Origin of the sequence: Lysinibacillus parviboronicapiens (assembly GCF_003049575.1) — a bacterium.
Classification (GTDB): Bacteria; Bacillota; Bacilli; order Bacillales_A; family Planococcaceae; genus Lysinibacillus; species Lysinibacillus parviboronicapiens.
Genome location: NZ_PYWI01000001.1, coordinates 189730 through 208903, shown reverse-complemented (window position 1 = coordinate 208903; position 19174 = coordinate 189730). Strand labels below are relative to the sequence as shown.

The following is a 19174-nucleotide window of genomic DNA, read 5'->3' as shown; positions in this document are numbered from 1 at the left end:
ATGTTGCTACTACTGGATTTAGACTTACAATTTTTTGCAGGTGAAAAAACAGAGAAGGCGACACCTAAAAAACGGCAAGATGCACGTAAAAAAGGTCAAGTCGTCAAGAGTCAGGATATATCAAGCGCTATTGTTATGCTCATGGTATTTATCTTTCTCTTCTTCTTTGCGGGCTCACTAATAGACGAAATTTTAGCTTTTTTTAGACAAACCTTTATTCATAACATACGTGTAGAAACACTAACCATTGATAGTGTTATGCGCTTATTTACAGAAACATTAACGGAAATGGCGTATATTATCGTGCCAATTATGGCCATTGCCTTTGTAGGGGCATTAGCAGGGAACTTTCTACAGTTTGGTTTCTTATTTACATTAGAACCGATGAAATTTGATTTAAAAAAAATGGACCCCATTAAAGGGTTAAAAAAAATATTTTCTGTTAAAGCAATTGTTGAACTATTAAAATCAGTATTGAAAATTTCCTTTATTGGTGGGGTTACAACAATTATTATTTGGTCAAATTTACCTGAAGTATTAGCCTTATCCTTTAAAAGTCCGTGGATGACCCTTATTACAGTTGGGAAACTCGTCGGTATTATGGGTATTGCAGCTTCGCTTGTCTTACTTTGTGTATCCTTATTGGACTGGATGTACCAAAAACATGATTATGAAAAAAATCTTAAAATGTCCAAGCAAGACATTAAAGATGAATATAAAAATAGTGAGGGTGACCCACTTATCAAATCAAAAATCAAACAACGTCAGCGCGAAATGGCGATGCGTCGGATGATGTCAGAGATTCCAAGTGCAGATGTGGTTATAACAAACCCAACTCACTATGCGATTGCTCTAAAATATGATGAGGAAAGTATGGATGCCCCTCGGGTGGTCGCAAAGGGCACAGACTTTGTTGCCCAAAAGATTAAACTGATTGCGAAAGAACATGATGTCATTATGGTTGAAAATAGACCATTAGCACGTGCGATGTATGATCAGGTAGAAATTGGCGATCAGGTACCGGATGAATTTTTCAAAGCAGTAGCAGAAGTACTCGCTTATGTTTATCGTATTAAGCGTAAAATTTAAAGCTTTTATGTAGGAGGGACACAAATGAAGGTTCGCGATATAGGGGTTTTAGGTGCGGTTATTTTAATCGTAGCGATGCTCATCATCCCTCTTCCTCCTTGGATGTTAAGTTTCTTAATCGTCATTAATATTACTTTAGGATTAATAGTACTATTAACAGCAATGAGTATGAAGGAAGCGTTAGACTTTTCGATCTTTCCTTCAGTTATTTTACTGTTAACCTTGTTTCGACTTGGACTGAGTGTATCCACAACGCGTGCGATTTTAGCAACCGGGGATGCAGGTTCTGTAGTTGAAACATTCGGGGATTTCGTAGTCGGCGGGAATGTTCTCGTTGGTCTAGTCGTATTCTTAATTCTTGTGTTAATTCAGTTTATCGTTATTACAAAAGGGGCGGAACGTGTAGCAGAAGTAGCAGCACGTTTTACGTTAGATGCGATGCCTGGTAAACAAATGAGTATTGACGCTGACTTAAACGCAGGGGTTATTTCAGAGCGCGAAGCGCGAGAACGTCGTGATAAAGTAGCGGGTGAAGCGGATTTCTATGGGGCGATGGATGGTGCCACGAAATTCGTTAAAGGGGATGCCATTGCCTCTATGGTCATGGTTATTATCAACTTATTATTTGGTATCATCATCGGTGTTGTGCAAATGGGTTTACCATTTGCGGAAGCCGCAACCCATTTCTCCAAGCTGACAGTGGGCGATGGTATCGTTTCACAAATTCCAGCATTACTCATCTCTACAGCGACAGGGATTGTTGTAACACGTGCATCTTCTAAAGGCAGTCTTGGCGAAGATATTATGGGCCAGCTATTTGCTCAAGCAAAGTTACTTTATGTTGCCGGAGGTACAATTATCCTACTTGGCCTATTCACACCAATTCCTGACTGGATTACACTACCAATTGGTATTGCGTTAATTGCGGGTGCCTACATGATGGAACGTAAGAAGCCTGAGGATGAAGAAGAATTACTTGAAATTGAGGAAGAAGTGGCAACAGACGGCATGAAGAGCCCTGAAAATGTTGTGAATTTATTAAATGTGGACCCGATTGAGTTTGAATTTGGATATGGTTTAATACCTTTAGTAGATGCTGCACAAGGTGGAGACTTGTTAGACCGTGTCATCATGATACGCCGCCAGCTAGCGTTGGAACTAGGTATTGTCATTCCAGTTGTTCGTATTCGTGATAATATTCAGTTACAGCCAAATGAATACCGCATTAAAATAAAAGGAAATGAGATGGCAAGAGGCGAACTGTTACTTGATCACTATTTAGCCATGAGTCCAGGAGATGATGATTCAATTGAAGGTATTGAGACAGTTGAACCGTCATTTGGTCTACCGGCAAAATGGATTACAGAGCAAGTTAAAGAGGATGCTGAAATGTTTGGTTATACAGTCGTGGATCCACCGAGTGTTGTGTCCACACATTTAACTGAAATGATTCGCGCAAATGCGCATGAATTATTAGGTCGTCAAGAAACAAAGCAATTAATAGATCATTTACGCGAAACACATCCAATTTTAGTCGAAGAATTAACACCTGCTCCGCTATCGACTGGAGAGATTCAAAAAGTACTGGGCAAGCTTCTTCGAGAAAATGTATCGGTGCGTAACTTGCCAATTGTTTTCGAAACGCTTGCAGACTATGCAAAATTAACGAGTGATACCGATATATTAACTGAATACGTACGTCAGTCATTAGCGCGCCAAATTACATCGCAATATGTAGGGGACAGTGCGTCATTGAAAGTCATTACTGTATCAGGTAAAGTAGAGAAAATGATTGCTGATAGTATTCAGCAAACAGATCATGGGAATTATTTAGCAATGGATCCACAAGATTCTCAAATTGTGTTAGAGTCCATAGCAGCTGAGGTAGAACGTGTTTCCTTTATGGAACAATCGGCTATTATTTTATGTTCACCAGCAGTTCGTATGTATTTACGTCAGCTGACGGAACGTTATTTCCCGCAGATTCCAGTTCTATCTTATAATGAACTTGATGCTACGGTTGAAATTCAAAGTGTTGGGGTGGTGAATGTTGAGTGAAAATGAAAAAATATTACGCATCTTCCATACCAGAAGCAATGAAACTTGTACGTGCTGAGTTAGGCGAAGACGCTGTCATTTTGAATTCAAAAGTAGTGGTAACTAAAAAGTTTTTTGGACTCGTAAAAAAGAAGAGTTTTGAGGTAGTAGCAGGGATTGATAAAATGGACCCAAGCAATATGGCACCAGCACCTACTGCTACTCTTGCAACACCTCAATCAAGTAAAGAAAATGCAAGTTTACAAGAGATTACTAATGCTGTGCAAGCAAAGATTCATCCAGTACAACCAAAGCAGGACACGACCTTGCAAGAGGAGAAAGGTATTCCTGAAGAATTGAGGAAGGAAATTGCAGATTTAAAATCTTTAATGCAATCGATGCATAAGAAGACGACCCAAGCTCAATATCCCGATGAACTCTTACCCTTCATTGAATACTTAAGACAGCAAGAGCTAAATGAGGAGCTCATCACAATGATTGGTGATGAGCTTTTTATGCATTTTAAAGAAGCAGCCGAAATCAACTTTTCACAATGCAAATTGATTACGAAAAACTTATTGCGCAAAAAACTTGAAGGTCTACCAATAGGCGGTTTAACCTATGAAAGAAAGTATATTAATGTTCTAGGCCCAACAGGTGTAGGAAAGACAACAACCATTGCTAAGATGGCAGCCAGAGCGGTTTTAGAGAAAAAGAAAAAAATAGGCTTTATTACTACGGATACTTACAGAATTGCTGCTATAGAGCAGTTAAAAACGTATGCGGGTCTTTTACAAGCGCCTGTTGAAATTGCCTATAATGCAACAGATTTTGAACAAGCTATCCAACGATTGTCCCATTTGGATTTAGTCTTTATTGATACAGCAGGTCGAAACTATAAAGAAGTAAAGTATGTTGATGATTTACAGCGACTTATAAAGTTTGACGATCAAGCTGAATCCTTTTTAGTGCTTGCTATGACAGCAAAAGAAAAAGATATGACGGACATTATTGACCAGTTTAAGCAGTTGCCAATTGAAAAAATAATTTTTACCAAGATTGATGAAACAAATTCTATTGGCACAATGATTAATTTAATGATTAAATATAATAAAGGACTTGCTTACTATACGAATGGTCAAGAAGTACCAGAAGATATTGAAGAAGCTGAAATAGAAGAAGTTCTTAATTTGTTTTTCCAAGGTGAAGAAAAATGAGAGACCAAGCTGAAACATTGCGCTTGAAAATGCTAAGACAGCAAGGTGAATTAGGTAGAGCAATCGCTGTTGTAAGTGGAAAAGGTGGAGTTGGAAAAAGTAACTTTTCAATGAATTTTGCAGCTACATTAGCGAGTAAAGGGAGAAAAGTTGTAATCGTAGATATGGATATTGGCATGGGCAATATCAATATACTAATTGGAAAAAATGCTTCTTATAGTTTTAAAGACTACTTAGAAGGAAACAAGCTACTAGATGAGGTAATGTTTGAAGGTCCTTATGGTTTGCGATATATCTCTGGGGGATCGGGTATGGCGAGTGTGCTGGAATGGTCAGATGGAATGTTTGAACAATTGATTCATGCTTTTGAAAAATTGCAAAAAAACTTCGACTATATTGTGTTTGATATGGGAGCAGGTGCAACTAACTGGTCACTCGATTTGCTAACATCAATAGATGAAATCATTGTGATTTCGACAGCCGAACCAACCTCCATTACAGATGCTTATTCAATGATGAAATATATTCATGGACGAGATATGGATAAGCAAATTTATATTCTTTGCAATCGTGCTTTTTCTAAAGAAGAAGGAATTGAAACAAATGAACGTTTAAAACTTACTATGAAACGTTTTTTAGACAAAGAGGTCACGGTGTTAGGCTCGTTACCTGAGGACACCGTTGTGCGGAAAGCTGTGCGCGAGCAAGTGCCATTTTCGATTGCATACCCAGATGCCCTTATTTCAAAGACACTTCAACTTATAGTGGCTCGTTTTATGGAACACCGTGTAGAGGAAGTGCATGGACATGAACAGTCTGGGAGTAAATTTTTATCTAAACTTAGAAATATTTTTTCGAAAGGGCGTGATTAATTGGACTTTTTACATAAAAGCAAGTTATTAGTAGTAGATGATTCTGCTTTTATGCGAAAGCTAATTAGTGACTTTTTTGTTGGGAATTCGAAGGTTGAGGTAGTTGGAACAGCACGAAACGGCAAAGATGCGATTAAAAAAATCCAAACATTAAAGCCGACAGTTGTGACAATGGACATTGAAATGCCTGAAATGAATGGACTTGAGGCTTTAAATGAAATTATGGCTATTTGTCCTGTACCTGTGGTCATGCTTTCAAGTACAACTCAACGAGGGGCTGAAAATGCATTAACAGCAATTGAATATGGAGCGGTTGATTTTGTCGCAAAGCCTAGCGGAACAATATCTCTTGATTTACATAAAATCCAAAATGAACTTGTCCACAAGGTTGAACAAGCATCATTGGTACCTATCTCCAAATTGAAAAAGCCTGCCGGTAGCAAAAAACAACAAGTACCAACGTTAACAGCGAGTACCATAAAAAAAGAAATACTAAACGAACGAAAAGTGGCTCATTCAGTCCCTATTTCGACACTAGTACCTGAGGTAAAAAAGCCACATATGGAATGGAGTAGAGTAAGTAAGAAAATTGTGCTTATTGGGACATCTACAGGTGGACCGCGCGCTCTACAGGAAGTGATTACAAAAATTCCTAAAACGATACAAGCGCCAATTTTAATTGTCCAACATATGCCGGCTGGTTTTACAAAATCATTGGCTTCCCGCTTAAACCAATTAAGTGAGATTACTGTAAAGGAAGCAGAGCAAGGTGATATTTTACAAAATGGAGTGGCCTATATCGCTCCCGGTGGGTATCATTTGAAACTAAGAAAAGTAGGCACCTCTTTTGGTGTCGTCCTTGATAATAATGAACTACCACGTTCCGGACATCGCCCATCAGTAGATGTCATGTTCGAAGACGTTAGCCAAATTAAAGATTTTGATAAGGTAGCAGTCATTATGACGGGTATGGGCCATGATGGCTCAAAAGGATTAAAAGCATTAAAAAGTACTGGGAATGTGATTGCTATCTCAGAGTCAGCTGATACTTGCATAGTGTATGGTATGCCGAAAGCTGCGGTGGAAACGCAGCTTGTCGATGAAGTTGCTGATGTTGATGATATTGCACAAATAATTATGAAATATTTGCCTTAAAAGGGGTGTCCTCTTATGGAAGTCAATCAATATTTAGAGATGTTTATCGAAGAAAGTAAAGAGCATTTACAAGCTTGTAGTGAACATTTATTAGAATTAGAAAAAAACCCAGATGATTTGGCCATTGTTGGAGAAATTTTCCGTTCCGCTCATACATTAAAAGGTATGTCAGCGACAATGGGCTACGAAGATTTAGCAGATTTAACGCATAAAATGGAAAATGTATTAGATGCCATTCGAAATGAAAAAATCCATGTATCACCAGAAATTTTAGATGTAGTTTTTGAATCTGTAGACCATTTAGAGGAAATGGTTATGGATATTGCAAACGGTGGGGACGGCAAACGAGATGTTTCTTCAACCGTAGCACAATTAAAGCGTATTGAATCAGGAGAAGAAGCAGTTACTGAAGTTGTTGCAACAACAATTGACACGCCATCTGTAGCAAGCGTCTTAGAATATGATAGTTTTGAACAAACAGTCATTACGCAATCTGCTGAACAAGGATTTAATGCTTTTGAAATTTCAGTACGCCTTCGTGAAGATTGTCTATTAAAGGCAGCACGAGTATTTATGGTATTTGAGATTTTAGAAAAGGACGGAGATGTCATTAAATCTTCGCCAACAGTAGAGAAGCTAGAAGATGAACAATTCGATCAACAATTTTATGTGGCCTTTGTAACAAAGGAATCCGCAGAGGATATGCAGAAAAAATTAATGAAGGTTTCTGAGGTTGATGAAGTTATTGTTGCAAACATCAATCAAGATAAATTCAGCGAAAAAGAGTATGAGGCTCACAAAGAAGTAGCAGCGACAGCAACGCTAGAAGAGGTAGCTACACCAGCGCATACACCTGTACCTGCAAAGTCTGCTACACCTGTTAAAGCAGAAAAAAGTCATGCTCCTGTTGGAAATAAGACAATTCGTGTGAATATTGAACGTCTTGATATATTAATGAACTTATTTGAAGAACTTGTCATCGATCGTGGACGTTTACAGTCAATTGCTACTGAAGTAAATCATGGTGAGCTAAATGAAACGGTTGAGCGTATGAGCCGTGTAATGGGTGATTTACAAACAATTATTTTAACGATGCGAATGGTTCCAGTTGAAACAGTGTTCAATCGTTTCCCAAAAATGATTCGTCAGCTATCGCGTGACTTAAACAAAAAAATTAATCTTGACATTATTGGGGCAGAAACCGAACTGGACCGTACCGTAATTGATGAAATCGGAGATCCACTTGTTCACTTAATCCGTAACTCTGTCGATCATGGCATTGAAAATCCAACAGCACGCCGTGCGAAGGGTAAGCCAGAGGAAGGAACAGTTGTATTACGTGCTTACCATAGCGGTAACTATGTCTTCATCGAGATAGAGGATGATGGCGCAGGCATTAATCGCGATAAAGTACTAGCAAAAGCGATTTCAAAAGGTATTGTCACACAAGAACAATCCTTCTCGATGTCTGATAAACAAATCAATGAACTAATTCTCGCTTCAGGATTCTCTACAGCAGATGTTATTTCTGACGTATCAGGTCGTGGCGTTGGTTTAGACGTAGTAAAAACTACCATTGAATCATTAGGTGGTAATATTTCGATTGAATCTACTCAAGACGTAGGCTCTATTTTCTCTATTCAATTGCCTTTAACATTATCAATTATTTCAGTCATGTTAGTGGAAATCGAAAAAGAGATTTATGCAATTCCGTTATCATCGATTATTGAAACATCTATTATCCGTTCATCAGATATTATGAATGCGCATAACCAAAAAGTAATCGACTTCCGCGGCAAAGTTGTACCACTTGTATTCTTAGAGGAAATCTTTGAGGTGCCTCGTAAAGAGCTGCAAGATGACGAATTCCATTCAGTAGTTATTGTTCGTAAAGGTGAAAAACTTGCTGGTTTAGTTGTAGATTCATTCATTGGCCAACAAGAAATTGTACTGAAATCATTAGGAAATTACTTAACAAATATCTTTGCAATTTCTGGCGCGACAATTTTAGGTAATGGTAAAGTGGCCCTAATTGTAGATTGCAACGCACTTATTAAATAAGGTGAATGAATAAGAGAGGTGTTAACAATGACAAACGCAGTTGAACAAGAAAGTATTAAAGTAATCGTCTTCCAATTAGCAGATAAGGAATATGCGATTCCAGTATCACACGTTCAAGGAATCGAGAAGTTAATGCATATTACGCGAGTACCTAAAACAGCGAAATATGTGAAAGGTGTTATTAATCTACGTGGTGTTGTAACACCAATTGTGGATTTACGTGAACGTTTTGAGTTACCTATCTCTGAACATGAAGAAACAACTCGTATTATCATTATTTCATTGGAAGATATGGAAGTAGGTTTCGTAGTAGATTCAGCAAATGATGTTTTAGATATTCCCTCAAATTCAATTGAACCACAGCCAGAAGTAGTTGGCTCGCTTGAAGAAGAATTTATTTCAGGTGTGGCAAAAATAGACAAGCGATTATTAATCTTGTTGCATTTAGAGAAAGTATTAAATCCACTAAAGTAGGGATCGATGATGACATTTAATCAAAAGATTACATCACTACATTTAGATGTCTTAAAGGAAATTGGAAATATTGGTGCTGCGCATGCTGCGACAGCACTTTCCAATTTACTTGGTAAAAAAATCGACATGCGTGTACCAAAAGTTGAAATGGTATCGTTTAATGACATGATGGAACTCGCTGGAGGATCTGAAAACGTCGTTGTTGGGATCTTTTTACGCATCGAAGGTGATGCTGAAGGAAGTATGTTTTTTATCCTTCCTATCGAACAGGCTAATCGCTTTATCCGACGTCTAATATATGATGAATCGTTCGACTTTAAAAAACCACCTGTTTCAGAATTAGGGTTATCGGCCATGCAGGAAATGGGTAATATTTTATCAGGTTCATATTTATCGGCATTGTCAGATTTTACAAATTTAAAAATTTATCCAACTGTACCAGGACTTAGTGTCGACATGTTTGGTGCTATCATCAGTATTGGCTTAATTGAATTATCACATGTCAGTGATAATGTTATCGTAATAAATACATCCATTTATGAAGACGGGGTTGAGGATCATGAAACGGTAAGAGGACATTTCTTCTTACTACCAGATCCAGATTCATTTGATGCTATTTTTAAGGCATTGGGAGTATCATAGATTATGTTAAATAGTAGTGGACAAGTAATAAAAGTTGGAATTGCACAAATGGATGTAGCAAAACTACCAAATACCATAAGAACTTCAGGTCTTGGTTCTTGTGTAGGTGTTATTTTATACGATGAGTCAAAAAAAATTGCTGGTTTAATACATGTGATGCTACCAGATTCTAGCCTTGCTAGATCAGAGTCGATTAATGTGGCGAAATTTGCGGATACAGGAATTTTGGGCATGATTGACTTATTGAAACTAGAAGGTGTTCAAAAGTTCAAGCTAAAGGCGAAAATCGCGGGCGGTGCGCAGATGTTTCAATTCTCTTCGGACAAAGATTCAATGCGCATCGGTCCACGTAATGTAGAGGCTGTAAAGAGTGAATTGAAGCGTCAAGGAATTCCTTTAATTGCTGAAGATACAGGTGGAAATAGTGGTAGAACAATTGAATTTAATCCTGCGACGTCGACATTACATATCCGAACGGTTAACCAAGGAGTGAGCGAAATATAATGTTTGGTTCTATTTTTTACAACCTATGGGGAGCATTAATTGCCTTTTCTATTTATTTCTTTATGACATTTCAAAAACCTTTAACGCCATTACGTATTATCATCGGCTCATTTGTAGCTGCGCTTATTGTCTTTTTCGTTATGTATCTTGTACGATTGCTAATCACGTATATTTTATTTACACCGGAAACAGACAAAGTGCAAACAGAGAATGAACTTGACGAAAATGTGTCTGATGAACAAAATGACGAAAATCAGAAAAAACACAACACAAGCTCAACTGTTGAGTTTCAAGATGAAAGTACCGAAGATATTGCACAGGTTGTACGTACGATGATGAGTCGTGAAGATGACCAACAAGTAAATGCATAAAACCAGGCAACTTCGAACTGCATGCAATGTTAGTGTCCAAGCTAACAATTGTTTGCAGTTTTTGTTATGCCAAAAGAGGAAAAAGGAAGGAATCATATAATAGTGTTAGAGAAACATATGAAATTATGGCGAATCTTGTTATAATATAGAAAAGAACGGCATCGGTTTTACCATGTCTACACAATCGTGTCGCACGCTTGAAATCCTTCAATTTCACGTGCGAAAGTTGTAGAACATACTTTTGCTTTCGAGCTCGCAAGTAGCTTTTTTGTGTGAACGGGCTCGAATGCGCTTTTCTTAAAGAGAGGTGGATTTCATGACACAACCAAATCTGAACGAAGAAAAAAAGCTGTGGAGTCGTTGGATCAATGAACGTGATCCTGATGCGGGTGATTTACTGATAAAAAAATATATATCTCTTGTTTCTTACCATGTACAGCGAATTGGAGCAGGCTTACCGAAGAGCGTATCACGAGATGATTTAACAAGCTTAGGCATGTTAGGTCTTTTTGATGCATTAAATAAATTCGATATTAATCGAGACTTAAAATTTGATACATATGCTTCTTTTAGAGTAAGAGGAGCGATTATTGATGGCTTACGTAAGGAAGATTGGTTGCCGCGTTCTGCACGAGAAAAGGCGAAAAAATTGGATGCTCAAATTGAACAATTAGAACAAAGATATATGCGTCATGTAACACCTGAGGAGCTCGCAAATCATATGGAACTACCAGTAGAGGAAGTGTACCAAACTGTACAAGAGCATTTCTTTTCAAATGTATTATCTATTAATGAGCAACAAGACCAGGAAGAAACAGAAGGAAAGGCGTTTATCATCCGTGATGATACGTCGAAAACGCCAGAGCAGGTTGTTATAAAAACAGAATTACTTGGCGACTTAGCCTTAAATATACAAAAGCTAAATGACAAAGAACAGCTTGTGCTTAGTTTATTTTATACCGAGGAATTAACATTGACAGAGATTGGTGAAATGTTGGAATTGTCAACATCTCGTATTTCACAGATTCACTCGAAGGCACTTTTAAAGCTAAGAAAATTGCTGTCAAATGAGATGTTAAATGTGTAATAAGCGAATAGGCACATAACTTTGAAGGAGGGAGTCTTATGAGTTTAAAAGGTGTCGAATTACAAATAGCTATTCCGAAGACATTTGAAGCGGGTAAAATGGCAGATCAGGCACAACAACAAACTTTGGCTCAGCAAGCACATGCAAATGAAGCGCTAAAAAAGGAATTAGAGCGTAAGCAGAAAGTTGTCAATACTTCAGAGGGTATGGTTGAGATTAGTGAAGAGGAAGAAGCGGGAGGAGAGTACATAAAAGGTACTCGTAAAAAGAAAAAGAATAGTAACGAAAAACCAGAAAAACAGGCACAACACCCGTTTAAAGGAAATTTCGTGGACTTTAGTGGATAGGAGTTTACTATGACAACCATACTAATAGCTGTTCTATTTGTTTTACAGCTACTTTCATTTTACTTCATTATTATACTTAACACGAAACTAGCAAAATTCAAAGATTTAGAAAATAAGCAAGAACGCTTAATGCGAGAAATGGATGATACCATTAGTCTCTACTTAGCAGAAATGAAGGATGAAAATAATCGCTTAATTCAAGAGTTGCAAGCGGTACCTAAACCTGAACCTGAAGTTAAAACAACATATGCTGTCCAGCAGGTGAAGAAACAGCAAAAAGAGCAAGATTACCAGTTTTCTCAGACAGAACAAGAGAAAACTGTATTGGCGCCTACTAGTCATGATAGTGAACCACGTATATTAGTCTCTAAAAATATTGCTGCGAACGCTTACTCACGTCTACAGCAAGCTGGAGTGACAGTATCAAGTGCTTCCCAAACAAAGGATGTCATGCTGCAAAAGGAAGAGCCGAAGCCAGAAACTGTGGAACAGCAAATCGTGCAACTAGCAAAGAAAGGTAAAACTGCGGAGGAAATTGCCAAACAGCTTCAAAAAGGTAAGACAGAAATCGAGCTTTTATTGAAATTCCATAGCTAAAACAGTTGCTAATATGGATAAGCTGTGATATAGTAGCAAATGGTGTTATTATTACACACGCATTTTGATGTAGTAAGTGGTGCTCTAAGATTAGGGTAGCTTGTTGCAGGTGATAAATGCGGAGGAAAAAAACCAAACATTCTAGGAGGAAATTCACATGTCAGTAATTTCTATGAAACAATTACTTGAAGCTGGTGTACATTTCGGTCACCAAACTCGTCGTTGGAACCCAAAAATGAAGAAATATATCTTCGTTGAACGTAACGGGATCTACATCATCGACTTACAAAAAACTGTAAAAAAATTAGAGGAAGCTTATGACTTCATGCGTCAAGTTGGTCAAGACGGTGGTAAAGTTCTTTTCGTTGGTACGAAAAAACAAGCACAAGAAGCGATCAAAGACGAAGCTGAACGTTCAGGCAACTACTTCATCAACCAACGTTGGTTAGGTGGTACTCTTACTAACTTCGGTACAATTCAAAAACGTGTTGCACGTATGAAAGCTATCGAAAAAATGGAAGAAGAAGGAACTTTTGAAGTTCTTCCTAAAAAAGAAGTAATCCAACTTAAAAAAGAACACGAACGTCTAGTAAAATTCTTAGGCGGTATCCGTGATATGCACAATCTTCCAGATGTTATGTTCGTGGTTGACCCACGTAAAGAGCGTATCGCTGTTGCTGAAGCTCGTAAACTAAACATCCCTCTAGTAGGTATTGTCGATACAAACTGTGATCCAGATGAAATCGACTACGTAATCCCTGCTAATGATGATGCTATTCGCGCTGTTAAACTTTTAACTGCTAAAATGGCTGACGCTTTAATCGAGTCAAAACAAGGTGAAGAAGAAGCTCCAGCTGTAGAAGCTGCTGCTGAGTAATTCACGTTTACAAAAAGGTGATAAGTGGCTCAGACCCCCTTATCACCTTTTTTAGAACCTTATCACTATAATCTCTACCAATTCGAGGAGGAAACACTAAATGGCAAACATTACTGCACAATTAGTAAAAGAATTACGTGAAAAAACTGGCGCTGGTATGATGGACTGTAAAAAAGCGTTAGTACAAACTGAGGGTAACTTAGAAGCTGCAATCGACTTCTTACGTGAAAAAGGTCTTTCATCAGCTGCTAAAAAATCCGATCGTATCGCTGCTGAAGGTACAACTTACATTTTAGCTCAAGGTAACGAAGCGATCTTAATTGAAGTAAACGCTGAAACTGACTTCGTAGCTAAAAACGATAAATTTGTAGTATTAGTTGAACAACTTGCTGCACAATTATTAGCGGCTAAACCAGAATCTGTTGAAGCTGCTCTTGAGCTTGAAAACGCTGAAGGCGTAAAAATCGCTGACCAAATCTCAACAGCTGTTGCAACAATCGGTGAAAAAATTAACCTACGTCGTTTTGAAATTAAAACAAAAACTGATGCAGATGCATTCGGTTCTTACCTACACATGGGTGGACGTATTGGTGTATTAGTAACTTTAGAAGGCTCTACTGATGAAGCAGCTGCAAAAGATGTAGCTATGCATATCGCGGCTATTAACCCAACTTACGTTTCTCGTGAAGAAGTTTCTGCTGAAGAAGTTGAACGTGAACGTAAAGTGTTAACTGAACAAGCTCTTAACGAAGGTAAACCAGAAAACATCGTTGCGAAAATGGTTGAAGGTCGTCTTGGTAAATACTTCGAAGACGTTTGCTTACTTGACCAATCATTCGTTAAAAACTCTGATCAAAAAGTACGTGACTTCGTTGCATCAACTGGTGGTAATGTAACTGGCTTCGTACGTTACGCTGTAGGTGAAGGTATCGAGAAACGTGAAGATAACTTTGCAGAAGAAGTAATGAGCCAAGTTAAAGGTAACTAATTTTTTGTGAAACTAGTTCATGGATGGACTGGCTTACATTTGATCCTAACCAAATAATATCTAGATTTTTTCTAGACAAAAATGGGGAACACAACATAACGTGTTCCCTATTTTTCCGAAATGAGCGAAAAACTATAGAATTTTCTATTCTCTCCATTTACACAACTAGTATTTATTGTTAGATATACTATAATGGAAAAGGAATAGAAATGTTTTAAATAAATGTCTGACGGAGGTTTACAATGAGTGTGCCACAATATAAACGAGTAGTCATTAAATTAAGTGGTGAAGCGTTAGCGGGAGAAGCTGGCTTCGGTTTATCACCAAAAATTATCAAGTCTGTTGCAGAAGAAGTAAAAGAAGTAGTAGATCTTGATGTAGAAGTAGCTGTTGTTGTAGGTGGCGGTAATATATGGCGTGGAAAAATCGGTAGCGAAATGGGAATGGATCGTGCAGCAGCTGATTATATGGGCATGTTAGCAACGGTTATGAACTCATTAGCATTACAAGATGCTCTTGAAAAATTAGGCATTGAAACGCGTGTGCAATCTTCTATCGTGATGACACAAGTAGCAGAACCGTATATTCGTCGTAAAGCAGTTCGTCATTTAGAGAAAAAACGAGTAGTTATTTTCGCCGCAGGTACGGGTAACCCGTTCTTCTCTACAGATACAACTGCAGCTTTACGAGCAGCGGAAATTGACGCAGATGCAATTTTAATGGCAAAAAATAATGTCGATGGTGTTTATTCAGCAGATCCAAAAGTAGACACGACTGCCGTTAAATATGAAACACTCACATACTTAGACGTTATTCAACAAGGTTTACAAGTAATGGACTCAACAGCTTCTACTTTATGTATGGATAACGATATTCCGTTAATTGTCTTCTCAATTACGGAGCCAGGTAACATAAAACGTGCCGTGCTAGGCGAGAAAATTGGAACAGTTGTTAGGAGGAATGCATAATGGCTAAACAAGTTTTAGAACAAGCTAAAGACAAAATGAACAAAACTATCGCTGCTTTCTCACGTGAATTGGCATCAATTCGTGCAGGACGAGCAAACGCATCATTACTAGATCGTATTACTGTAGATTACTACGGAGCGCCAACACCGATTAATCAACTTGCGGGTGTAGCTGTGCCAGAAGCACGTCTATTAGTAATTACACCTTACGATAAAACAGTGTTAGGTGAGATTGAAAAAGCAATTATGAAATCTGATATTGGTATTACACCAACAAATGATGGGACAGTTATTCGTTTAATGATCCCTGCTTTAACGGAAGAACGCCGTAAAGACCTTGTAAAGCAAGTAAAAAAAGAAGCAGAAGATGCAAAAATTGCAGTTCGAAATGTACGTCGTGACGCTAATGACGATTTGAAAAAACTCGAAAAAGCTGGCGAAATCACAGAAGATGATCTACGCGGCTACGGTGAGGACATTCAAAAATTAACGGATGATTACATCGTAAAAGTAGATCAAGTAACGAAAGAAAAAGAAAAAGAAATTCTAGAAGTGTAAGCAGACAGACACTTTACACTCTTTGATGGAACTTTTTGATGAGATGAAGGCGTCCTATACATAACAGGACGTCTTTTCTTTTTTAACTTTATTCAGTAGAAGTATCCCATTTCGATAAGAACTAATTTTTAATTGCTTATCAGCGGGCACGTACTGCAGAATGTTTATGCCTCGAGCACAAGGTATAGCTTAAGAATGGAAAACAACAAAAAAAGTTAACCTCAAGTCTGCGTAACCATTTGATGTTGGCTCACTTACTGTATTGTTAAAACACCAATACTAGTGGCTATACCGAAATGACAGGCTTTGAGTTAGCTTAGTCATTTAAAAACTTAGCCTAAGTGTAATTAATGAGGTGTATTTGTTCTAAAATAAGCTAGTTCATACATAGTCAATTTAGAGGGAAAAAAAAGACAAAAAGTACTTTTGTTTGTTATGATAGGTGAGTATACGTCCGATTAGTTGTAGTGGGGGAGTTAGCATGTTTAAGAAGCTATTAGGTAAACAAGTAAATATAAATACACTATCATTGGAGGAACGAGTTGCCCTGTCTAAAAGCGAGCCAATTCCTGCCCATGTAGCGATTATTATGGACGGAAATGGACGTTGGGCAAAGAAACGTGCAATGCCACGTGTTGCTGGGCACCATGAAGGTATGAAGACGGTACGGAAAGTAACGAGATTTGCGTCAGATCTTGGTATTCAAGTATTAACGGTCTATGCGTTTTCTACAGAGAATTGGAAACGACCAAAACCAGAGGTCGATTTTCTCATGCGTCTACCTGTGGAATTTTTAGGTTCTTTTTTACCGGAAATGATGGAACGCAATGTACGAGTTGAAATGATTGGTGACCCTTCTCTATTGCCTGCTCATACACAAAAAGCACTGTATGAGGCGATGGAGGAGACAAAGCATAATACGGGACTAATTTTAAACTTTGCCTTGAATTATGGGAGTCGTTCAGAAATGGTCAGCGCTATGAAAACGATGCTTCAAAAGGTGCAGGACGGTCAATTAACGATGCAGGACATTAATGAGGAATGTATGACATCTCATTTAATGACAGCCCATTTACCAGAGCCAGACTTATTAATACGTACAAGTGGTGAAGTACGATTAAGTAACTTTATGTTATGGCAACTCGCCTACACGGAATTTTGGTTTACAGATACATTGTGGCCAGATTTTAGTGAGGAAAACTTACTCGAAGCGGTGGAAAACTATCAGAAACGTAATCGTCGTTACGGTGGGTTGAAGGGAGAAGAAACAACTTGAAACAACGAATCATCACAGCAATAATTGCAGCTGCACTATTTATTCCATTTGTTATTTATGGAAAGGTGCCATTTACACTACTTGTGCTTGCAATGGCTGTTGTCGGCTTTTATGAAATACTAAAGATGAAAGGTATTTCAATTTTTTCAGTACCTGGTTTTATGGGACTACTAACACTTATTATGCTGGTTATACCAAAGGACTGGGGAAGTGAGGTAGTACAAGCAATTAGTTATTCATCCGTTTTAATGGTTGTTTACGGACTGATGATGTTATTGCTTATTTATGTGGTGCTTGTAAAAAATAAAATTACATTTGATGAAATTGGCTTTATTTTATTGGGTGCATTTTATGTTGGACTAGGTTTCCATTATTTAATTGAGACACGTAATTCTGGACTACAGTATGTTGTTTATTGTTTACTGGTTGTTTGGACGACAGACTCAGGTGCCTATTTTGTTGGAAGAAAATTAGGCAAAAATAAGCTTTGGCCTGAAATATCACCAAAGAAAACAGTGGAAGGCTTTGTCGGTGGGATTGTTATTGCTGTCATCTTCGCTGTTGGCATGCAAGCGATTTATCCAATTGTAGATAGTTATGTGTCGTTGGTTTTTATCACAATTTTTGCTTCCATTATTGGTCAAATGGGCGATTTAGTGGAATCTGCAATAAAGCGTCATTTTGACGTGAAAGATTCAGGAACTATTTTACCTGGGCATGGCGGCATTTTAGACCGCTTTGATAGTCTGTTATTCGTCGTGCCTTTACTACATTTTTTATATCTTATCGGTAATTAGAAAACCGTGATTTTTATGCTAAAGATTTCACCTCCTCTAAAAAGTGGTAGGCGAAAATCGATTGTAGCTTTTCTTTATTTGCTTAGATAGAAAAAGGGGACGTTTTGTCGTGAAAAAAATTAGTTTATTGGGTGCTACTGGCTCTATCGGTTGGCAAACCTACGATATTTTAAAAGAACAACGTGATGCATTTCATCTTGTAGCTTTTTCTTCAGGGAAAAATATAGAGAAAACCCGTGAGATGATTGAAACGTTGCAGCCTGAGCTTGTATCTGTGCAGCTTGAAGAAGATGCACTGGCGCTCGCAAAAGCTTATCCACAGGTGCACTTTACATTTGGTGCCAAAGGGCTTGTAGAGGTTGCTACACATCCTGATTCAACAGTTCTAGTCAATGCAGTGCTTGGTAGTGTTGGTTTAGAATCGACGCTTGCTGCAATTCGTATGGGTAAAACGATCGCTATCGCAAACAAGGAAACGCTTGTAACAGCAGGACACTTAGTGATGGCAGAGGCGAAGAAATACAACGTAACAATCTTGCCAGTGGATAGTGAGCATTCAGCCATTTTCCAATCTATGAATGGCGAAAATCCAAAAAATATTGAGCGTTTAATTATTACAGCGTCTGGTGGTAGTTTCCGTGACAAAACACGTGATGAATTAAAACATGTAACGGTAGCTGATGCACTAAATCACCCGAATTGGTCCATGGGGGCGAAAATCACGATAGATTCAGCAACCATGATGAATAAAGGGCTGGAAGTCATAGAAGCACATGTCTTATTTGATATGCCGTATGATAAAATCGATGTACTTTTGCATAGAGAAAGTATTATTCACTCCCTAGTTGAGTATCATGATACTAGTGTCATTGCACAGTTGGGTACACCGGATATGCGTGTACCCATTCAATATGCACTAAGCTACCCTGATCGTATGCCACTGCATAATGGTCAACGACTTAATTTAGCGCAAATTGGTCAGTTACATTTTAAAAATATGGACTTTGACCGTTATCCAGCATTGCGACTTGCATATGAGGCGGGTCGTACAGGTGGTACAATTTTAACAGCGATGAATGCAGCGAATGAAGCAGCAGTTGCGGCATTTTTACAAGGAAAAATAACATTCCTTGAAATTGATGACACAATTGAACGGGTTATGCAGGCACATCACAATATTTTAGTGCCAGATTTACAAACGATTTTACATGTGGACAGTGAGACAAGAAAAATAGTATTAGACATGGTAAAATAACGA

The 19174-nt window shown here is 38.1% G+C and carries 20 protein-coding genes; all 20 read left to right on the top strand.

Annotated features, from left to right (window positions below):
- The 20 genes from flhB to dxr all read left to right on the top strand — a co-directional run bounded on the left by flhB (position 1) and on the right by dxr (position 19171).
- Positions 1-1089: a flagellar biosynthesis protein FlhB gene (gene flhB / locus C9J35_RS01005; protein ID WP_107923072.1), complete on the top strand. Its 1089-nt coding sequence runs from the start codon at positions 1-3 to the stop codon at positions 1087-1089.
- Positions 1090-1113: 24 nt separating this feature from the next.
- The gene (flhA, locus tag C9J35_RS01000; RefSeq protein ID WP_107923071.1) at positions 1114-3147 is read left to right on the top strand and encodes a flagellar biosynthesis protein FlhA; all 2034 of its coding nucleotides are present in this window, start codon (positions 1114-1116) and stop codon (positions 3145-3147) included.
- On the top strand, positions 3144-4343 hold the full coding sequence (gene flhF / locus C9J35_RS00995; protein WP_107923070.1) for a flagellar biosynthesis GTPase FlhF: 1200 nt from the start codon (positions 3144-3146) through the stop codon (positions 4341-4343). Before flhA ends, flhF begins: the two co-directional genes overlap by 4 nt.
- On the top strand, positions 4340-5215 hold the full coding sequence (locus C9J35_RS00990; protein WP_107923069.1) for a MinD/ParA family protein: 876 nt from the start codon (positions 4340-4342) through the stop codon (positions 5213-5215). The genes flhF and C9J35_RS00990 overlap by 4 nt, the downstream gene beginning before the upstream one ends.
- A complete protein-coding gene (locus C9J35_RS00985; protein ID WP_107923068.1) occupies positions 5216-6370 on the top strand; it encodes a protein-glutamate methylesterase/protein-glutamine glutaminase in 1155 nt (384 codons plus the stop codon).
- 15 nt (positions 6371-6385) lie between these two features.
- Positions 6386-8431, top strand: coding sequence for a chemotaxis protein CheA (locus C9J35_RS00980; protein WP_107923067.1), 2046 nt, complete (start codon positions 6386-6388; stop codon positions 8429-8431).
- A gap of 27 nt (positions 8432-8458) precedes the next feature.
- Positions 8459-8905, top strand: a complete 447-nt coding sequence (locus C9J35_RS00975) for a chemotaxis protein CheW (protein ID WP_107923066.1) — start codon at positions 8459-8461, stop codon at positions 8903-8905.
- Between the two features lie 9 nt (positions 8906-8914).
- Positions 8915-9547: a chemotaxis protein CheC gene (locus C9J35_RS00970; RefSeq protein WP_010858465.1), complete on the top strand. Its 633-nt coding sequence runs from the start codon at positions 8915-8917 to the stop codon at positions 9545-9547.
- Positions 9548-10051, top strand: a complete 504-nt coding sequence (locus C9J35_RS00965) for a chemotaxis protein CheD (RefSeq protein WP_054767140.1) — start codon at positions 9548-9550, stop codon at positions 10049-10051.
- Positions 10051-10422: a hypothetical protein gene (locus tag C9J35_RS00960; protein WP_107923065.1), complete on the top strand. Its 372-nt coding sequence runs from the start codon at positions 10051-10053 to the stop codon at positions 10420-10422. Before C9J35_RS00965 ends, C9J35_RS00960 begins: the two co-directional genes overlap by 1 nt.
- Positions 10423-10738: 316 nt before the next feature.
- Entirely contained in the window at positions 10739-11509 is a 771-nt protein-coding gene (locus tag C9J35_RS00955) for a FliA/WhiG family RNA polymerase sigma factor (RefSeq protein WP_107923064.1), read from the top strand.
- Positions 11510-11547: 38 nt separating this feature from the next.
- Positions 11548-11856: an RNA polymerase subunit sigma gene (locus tag C9J35_RS00950; RefSeq protein ID WP_107923063.1), complete on the top strand. Its 309-nt coding sequence runs from the start codon at positions 11548-11550 to the stop codon at positions 11854-11856.
- A 9-nt stretch (positions 11857-11865) separates the two neighbouring features.
- Entirely contained in the window at positions 11866-12453 is a 588-nt protein-coding gene (locus C9J35_RS00945) for a hypothetical protein (protein WP_107923062.1), read from the top strand.
- A 157-nt stretch (positions 12454-12610) separates the two neighbouring features.
- Positions 12611-13330 (top strand): 30S ribosomal protein S2, encoded by a 720-nt coding sequence (gene rpsB / locus C9J35_RS00940; protein WP_107923061.1) that lies wholly within the window; start codon positions 12611-12613, stop codon positions 13328-13330.
- A gap of 100 nt (positions 13331-13430) precedes the next feature.
- Positions 13431-14318: a translation elongation factor Ts gene (gene tsf / locus C9J35_RS00935; protein ID WP_107923060.1), complete on the top strand. Its 888-nt coding sequence runs from the start codon at positions 13431-13433 to the stop codon at positions 14316-14318.
- A 242-nt stretch (positions 14319-14560) separates the two neighbouring features.
- On the top strand, positions 14561-15286 hold the full coding sequence (pyrH, locus tag C9J35_RS00930) for a UMP kinase (RefSeq protein WP_107923059.1): 726 nt from the start codon (positions 14561-14563) through the stop codon (positions 15284-15286).
- The gene (gene frr, locus C9J35_RS00925; protein ID WP_107923058.1) at positions 15286-15843 is read left to right on the top strand and encodes a ribosome recycling factor; all 558 of its coding nucleotides are present in this window, start codon (positions 15286-15288) and stop codon (positions 15841-15843) included. The genes pyrH and frr overlap by 1 nt, the downstream gene beginning before the upstream one ends.
- 481 nt (positions 15844-16324) lie before the next feature.
- A complete protein-coding gene (gene uppS / locus C9J35_RS00920) occupies positions 16325-17119 on the top strand; it encodes an undecaprenyl pyrophosphate synthase (RefSeq protein ID WP_107923057.1) in 795 nt (264 codons plus the stop codon).
- A complete protein-coding gene (locus C9J35_RS00915; protein WP_107923056.1) occupies positions 17116-17916 on the top strand; it encodes a phosphatidate cytidylyltransferase in 801 nt (266 codons plus the stop codon). The genes uppS and C9J35_RS00915 overlap by 4 nt, the downstream gene beginning before the upstream one ends.
- A gap of 109 nt (positions 17917-18025) precedes the next feature.
- Positions 18026-19171, top strand: a complete 1146-nt coding sequence (gene dxr, locus C9J35_RS00910) for a 1-deoxy-D-xylulose-5-phosphate reductoisomerase (protein WP_107923055.1) — start codon at positions 18026-18028, stop codon at positions 19169-19171.
- Positions 19172-19174: the final 3 nt, after the last annotated feature.

Coding starts and splice junctions, on each gene's coding strand:
- flhB (WP_107923072.1), top strand. CDS start 1: ATGTTGCTACTACTGGATTTAGACTTACAATTTTTTGCAGGTGAAAAA.
- flhA (WP_107923071.1), top strand. CDS start 1,114: ATGAAGGTTCGCGATATAGGGGTTTTAGGTGCGGTTATTTTAATCGTA.
- C9J35_RS00990 (WP_107923069.1), top strand. CDS start 4,340: ATGAGAGACCAAGCTGAAACATTGCGCTTGAAAATGCTAAGACAGCAA.
- C9J35_RS00980 (WP_107923067.1), top strand. CDS start 6,386: ATGGAAGTCAATCAATATTTAGAGATGTTTATCGAAGAAAGTAAAGAG.
- C9J35_RS00975 (WP_107923066.1), top strand. CDS start 8,459: ATGACAAACGCAGTTGAACAAGAAAGTATTAAAGTAATCGTCTTCCAA.
- C9J35_RS00970 (WP_010858465.1), top strand. CDS start 8,915: ATGACATTTAATCAAAAGATTACATCACTACATTTAGATGTCTTAAAG.
- C9J35_RS00960 (WP_107923065.1), top strand. CDS start 10,051: ATGTTTGGTTCTATTTTTTACAACCTATGGGGAGCATTAATTGCCTTT.
- C9J35_RS00955 (WP_107923064.1), top strand. CDS start 10,739: ATGACACAACCAAATCTGAACGAAGAAAAAAAGCTGTGGAGTCGTTGG.
- C9J35_RS00950 (WP_107923063.1), top strand. CDS start 11,548: ATGAGTTTAAAAGGTGTCGAATTACAAATAGCTATTCCGAAGACATTT.
- C9J35_RS00945 (WP_107923062.1), top strand. CDS start 11,866: ATGACAACCATACTAATAGCTGTTCTATTTGTTTTACAGCTACTTTCA.
- rpsB (WP_107923061.1), top strand. CDS start 12,611: ATGTCAGTAATTTCTATGAAACAATTACTTGAAGCTGGTGTACATTTC.
- tsf (WP_107923060.1), top strand. CDS start 13,431: ATGGCAAACATTACTGCACAATTAGTAAAAGAATTACGTGAAAAAACT.
- pyrH (WP_107923059.1), top strand. CDS start 14,561: ATGAGTGTGCCACAATATAAACGAGTAGTCATTAAATTAAGTGGTGAA.
- frr (WP_107923058.1), top strand. CDS start 15,286: ATGGCTAAACAAGTTTTAGAACAAGCTAAAGACAAAATGAACAAAACT.
- uppS (WP_107923057.1), top strand. CDS start 16,325: ATGTTTAAGAAGCTATTAGGTAAACAAGTAAATATAAATACACTATCA.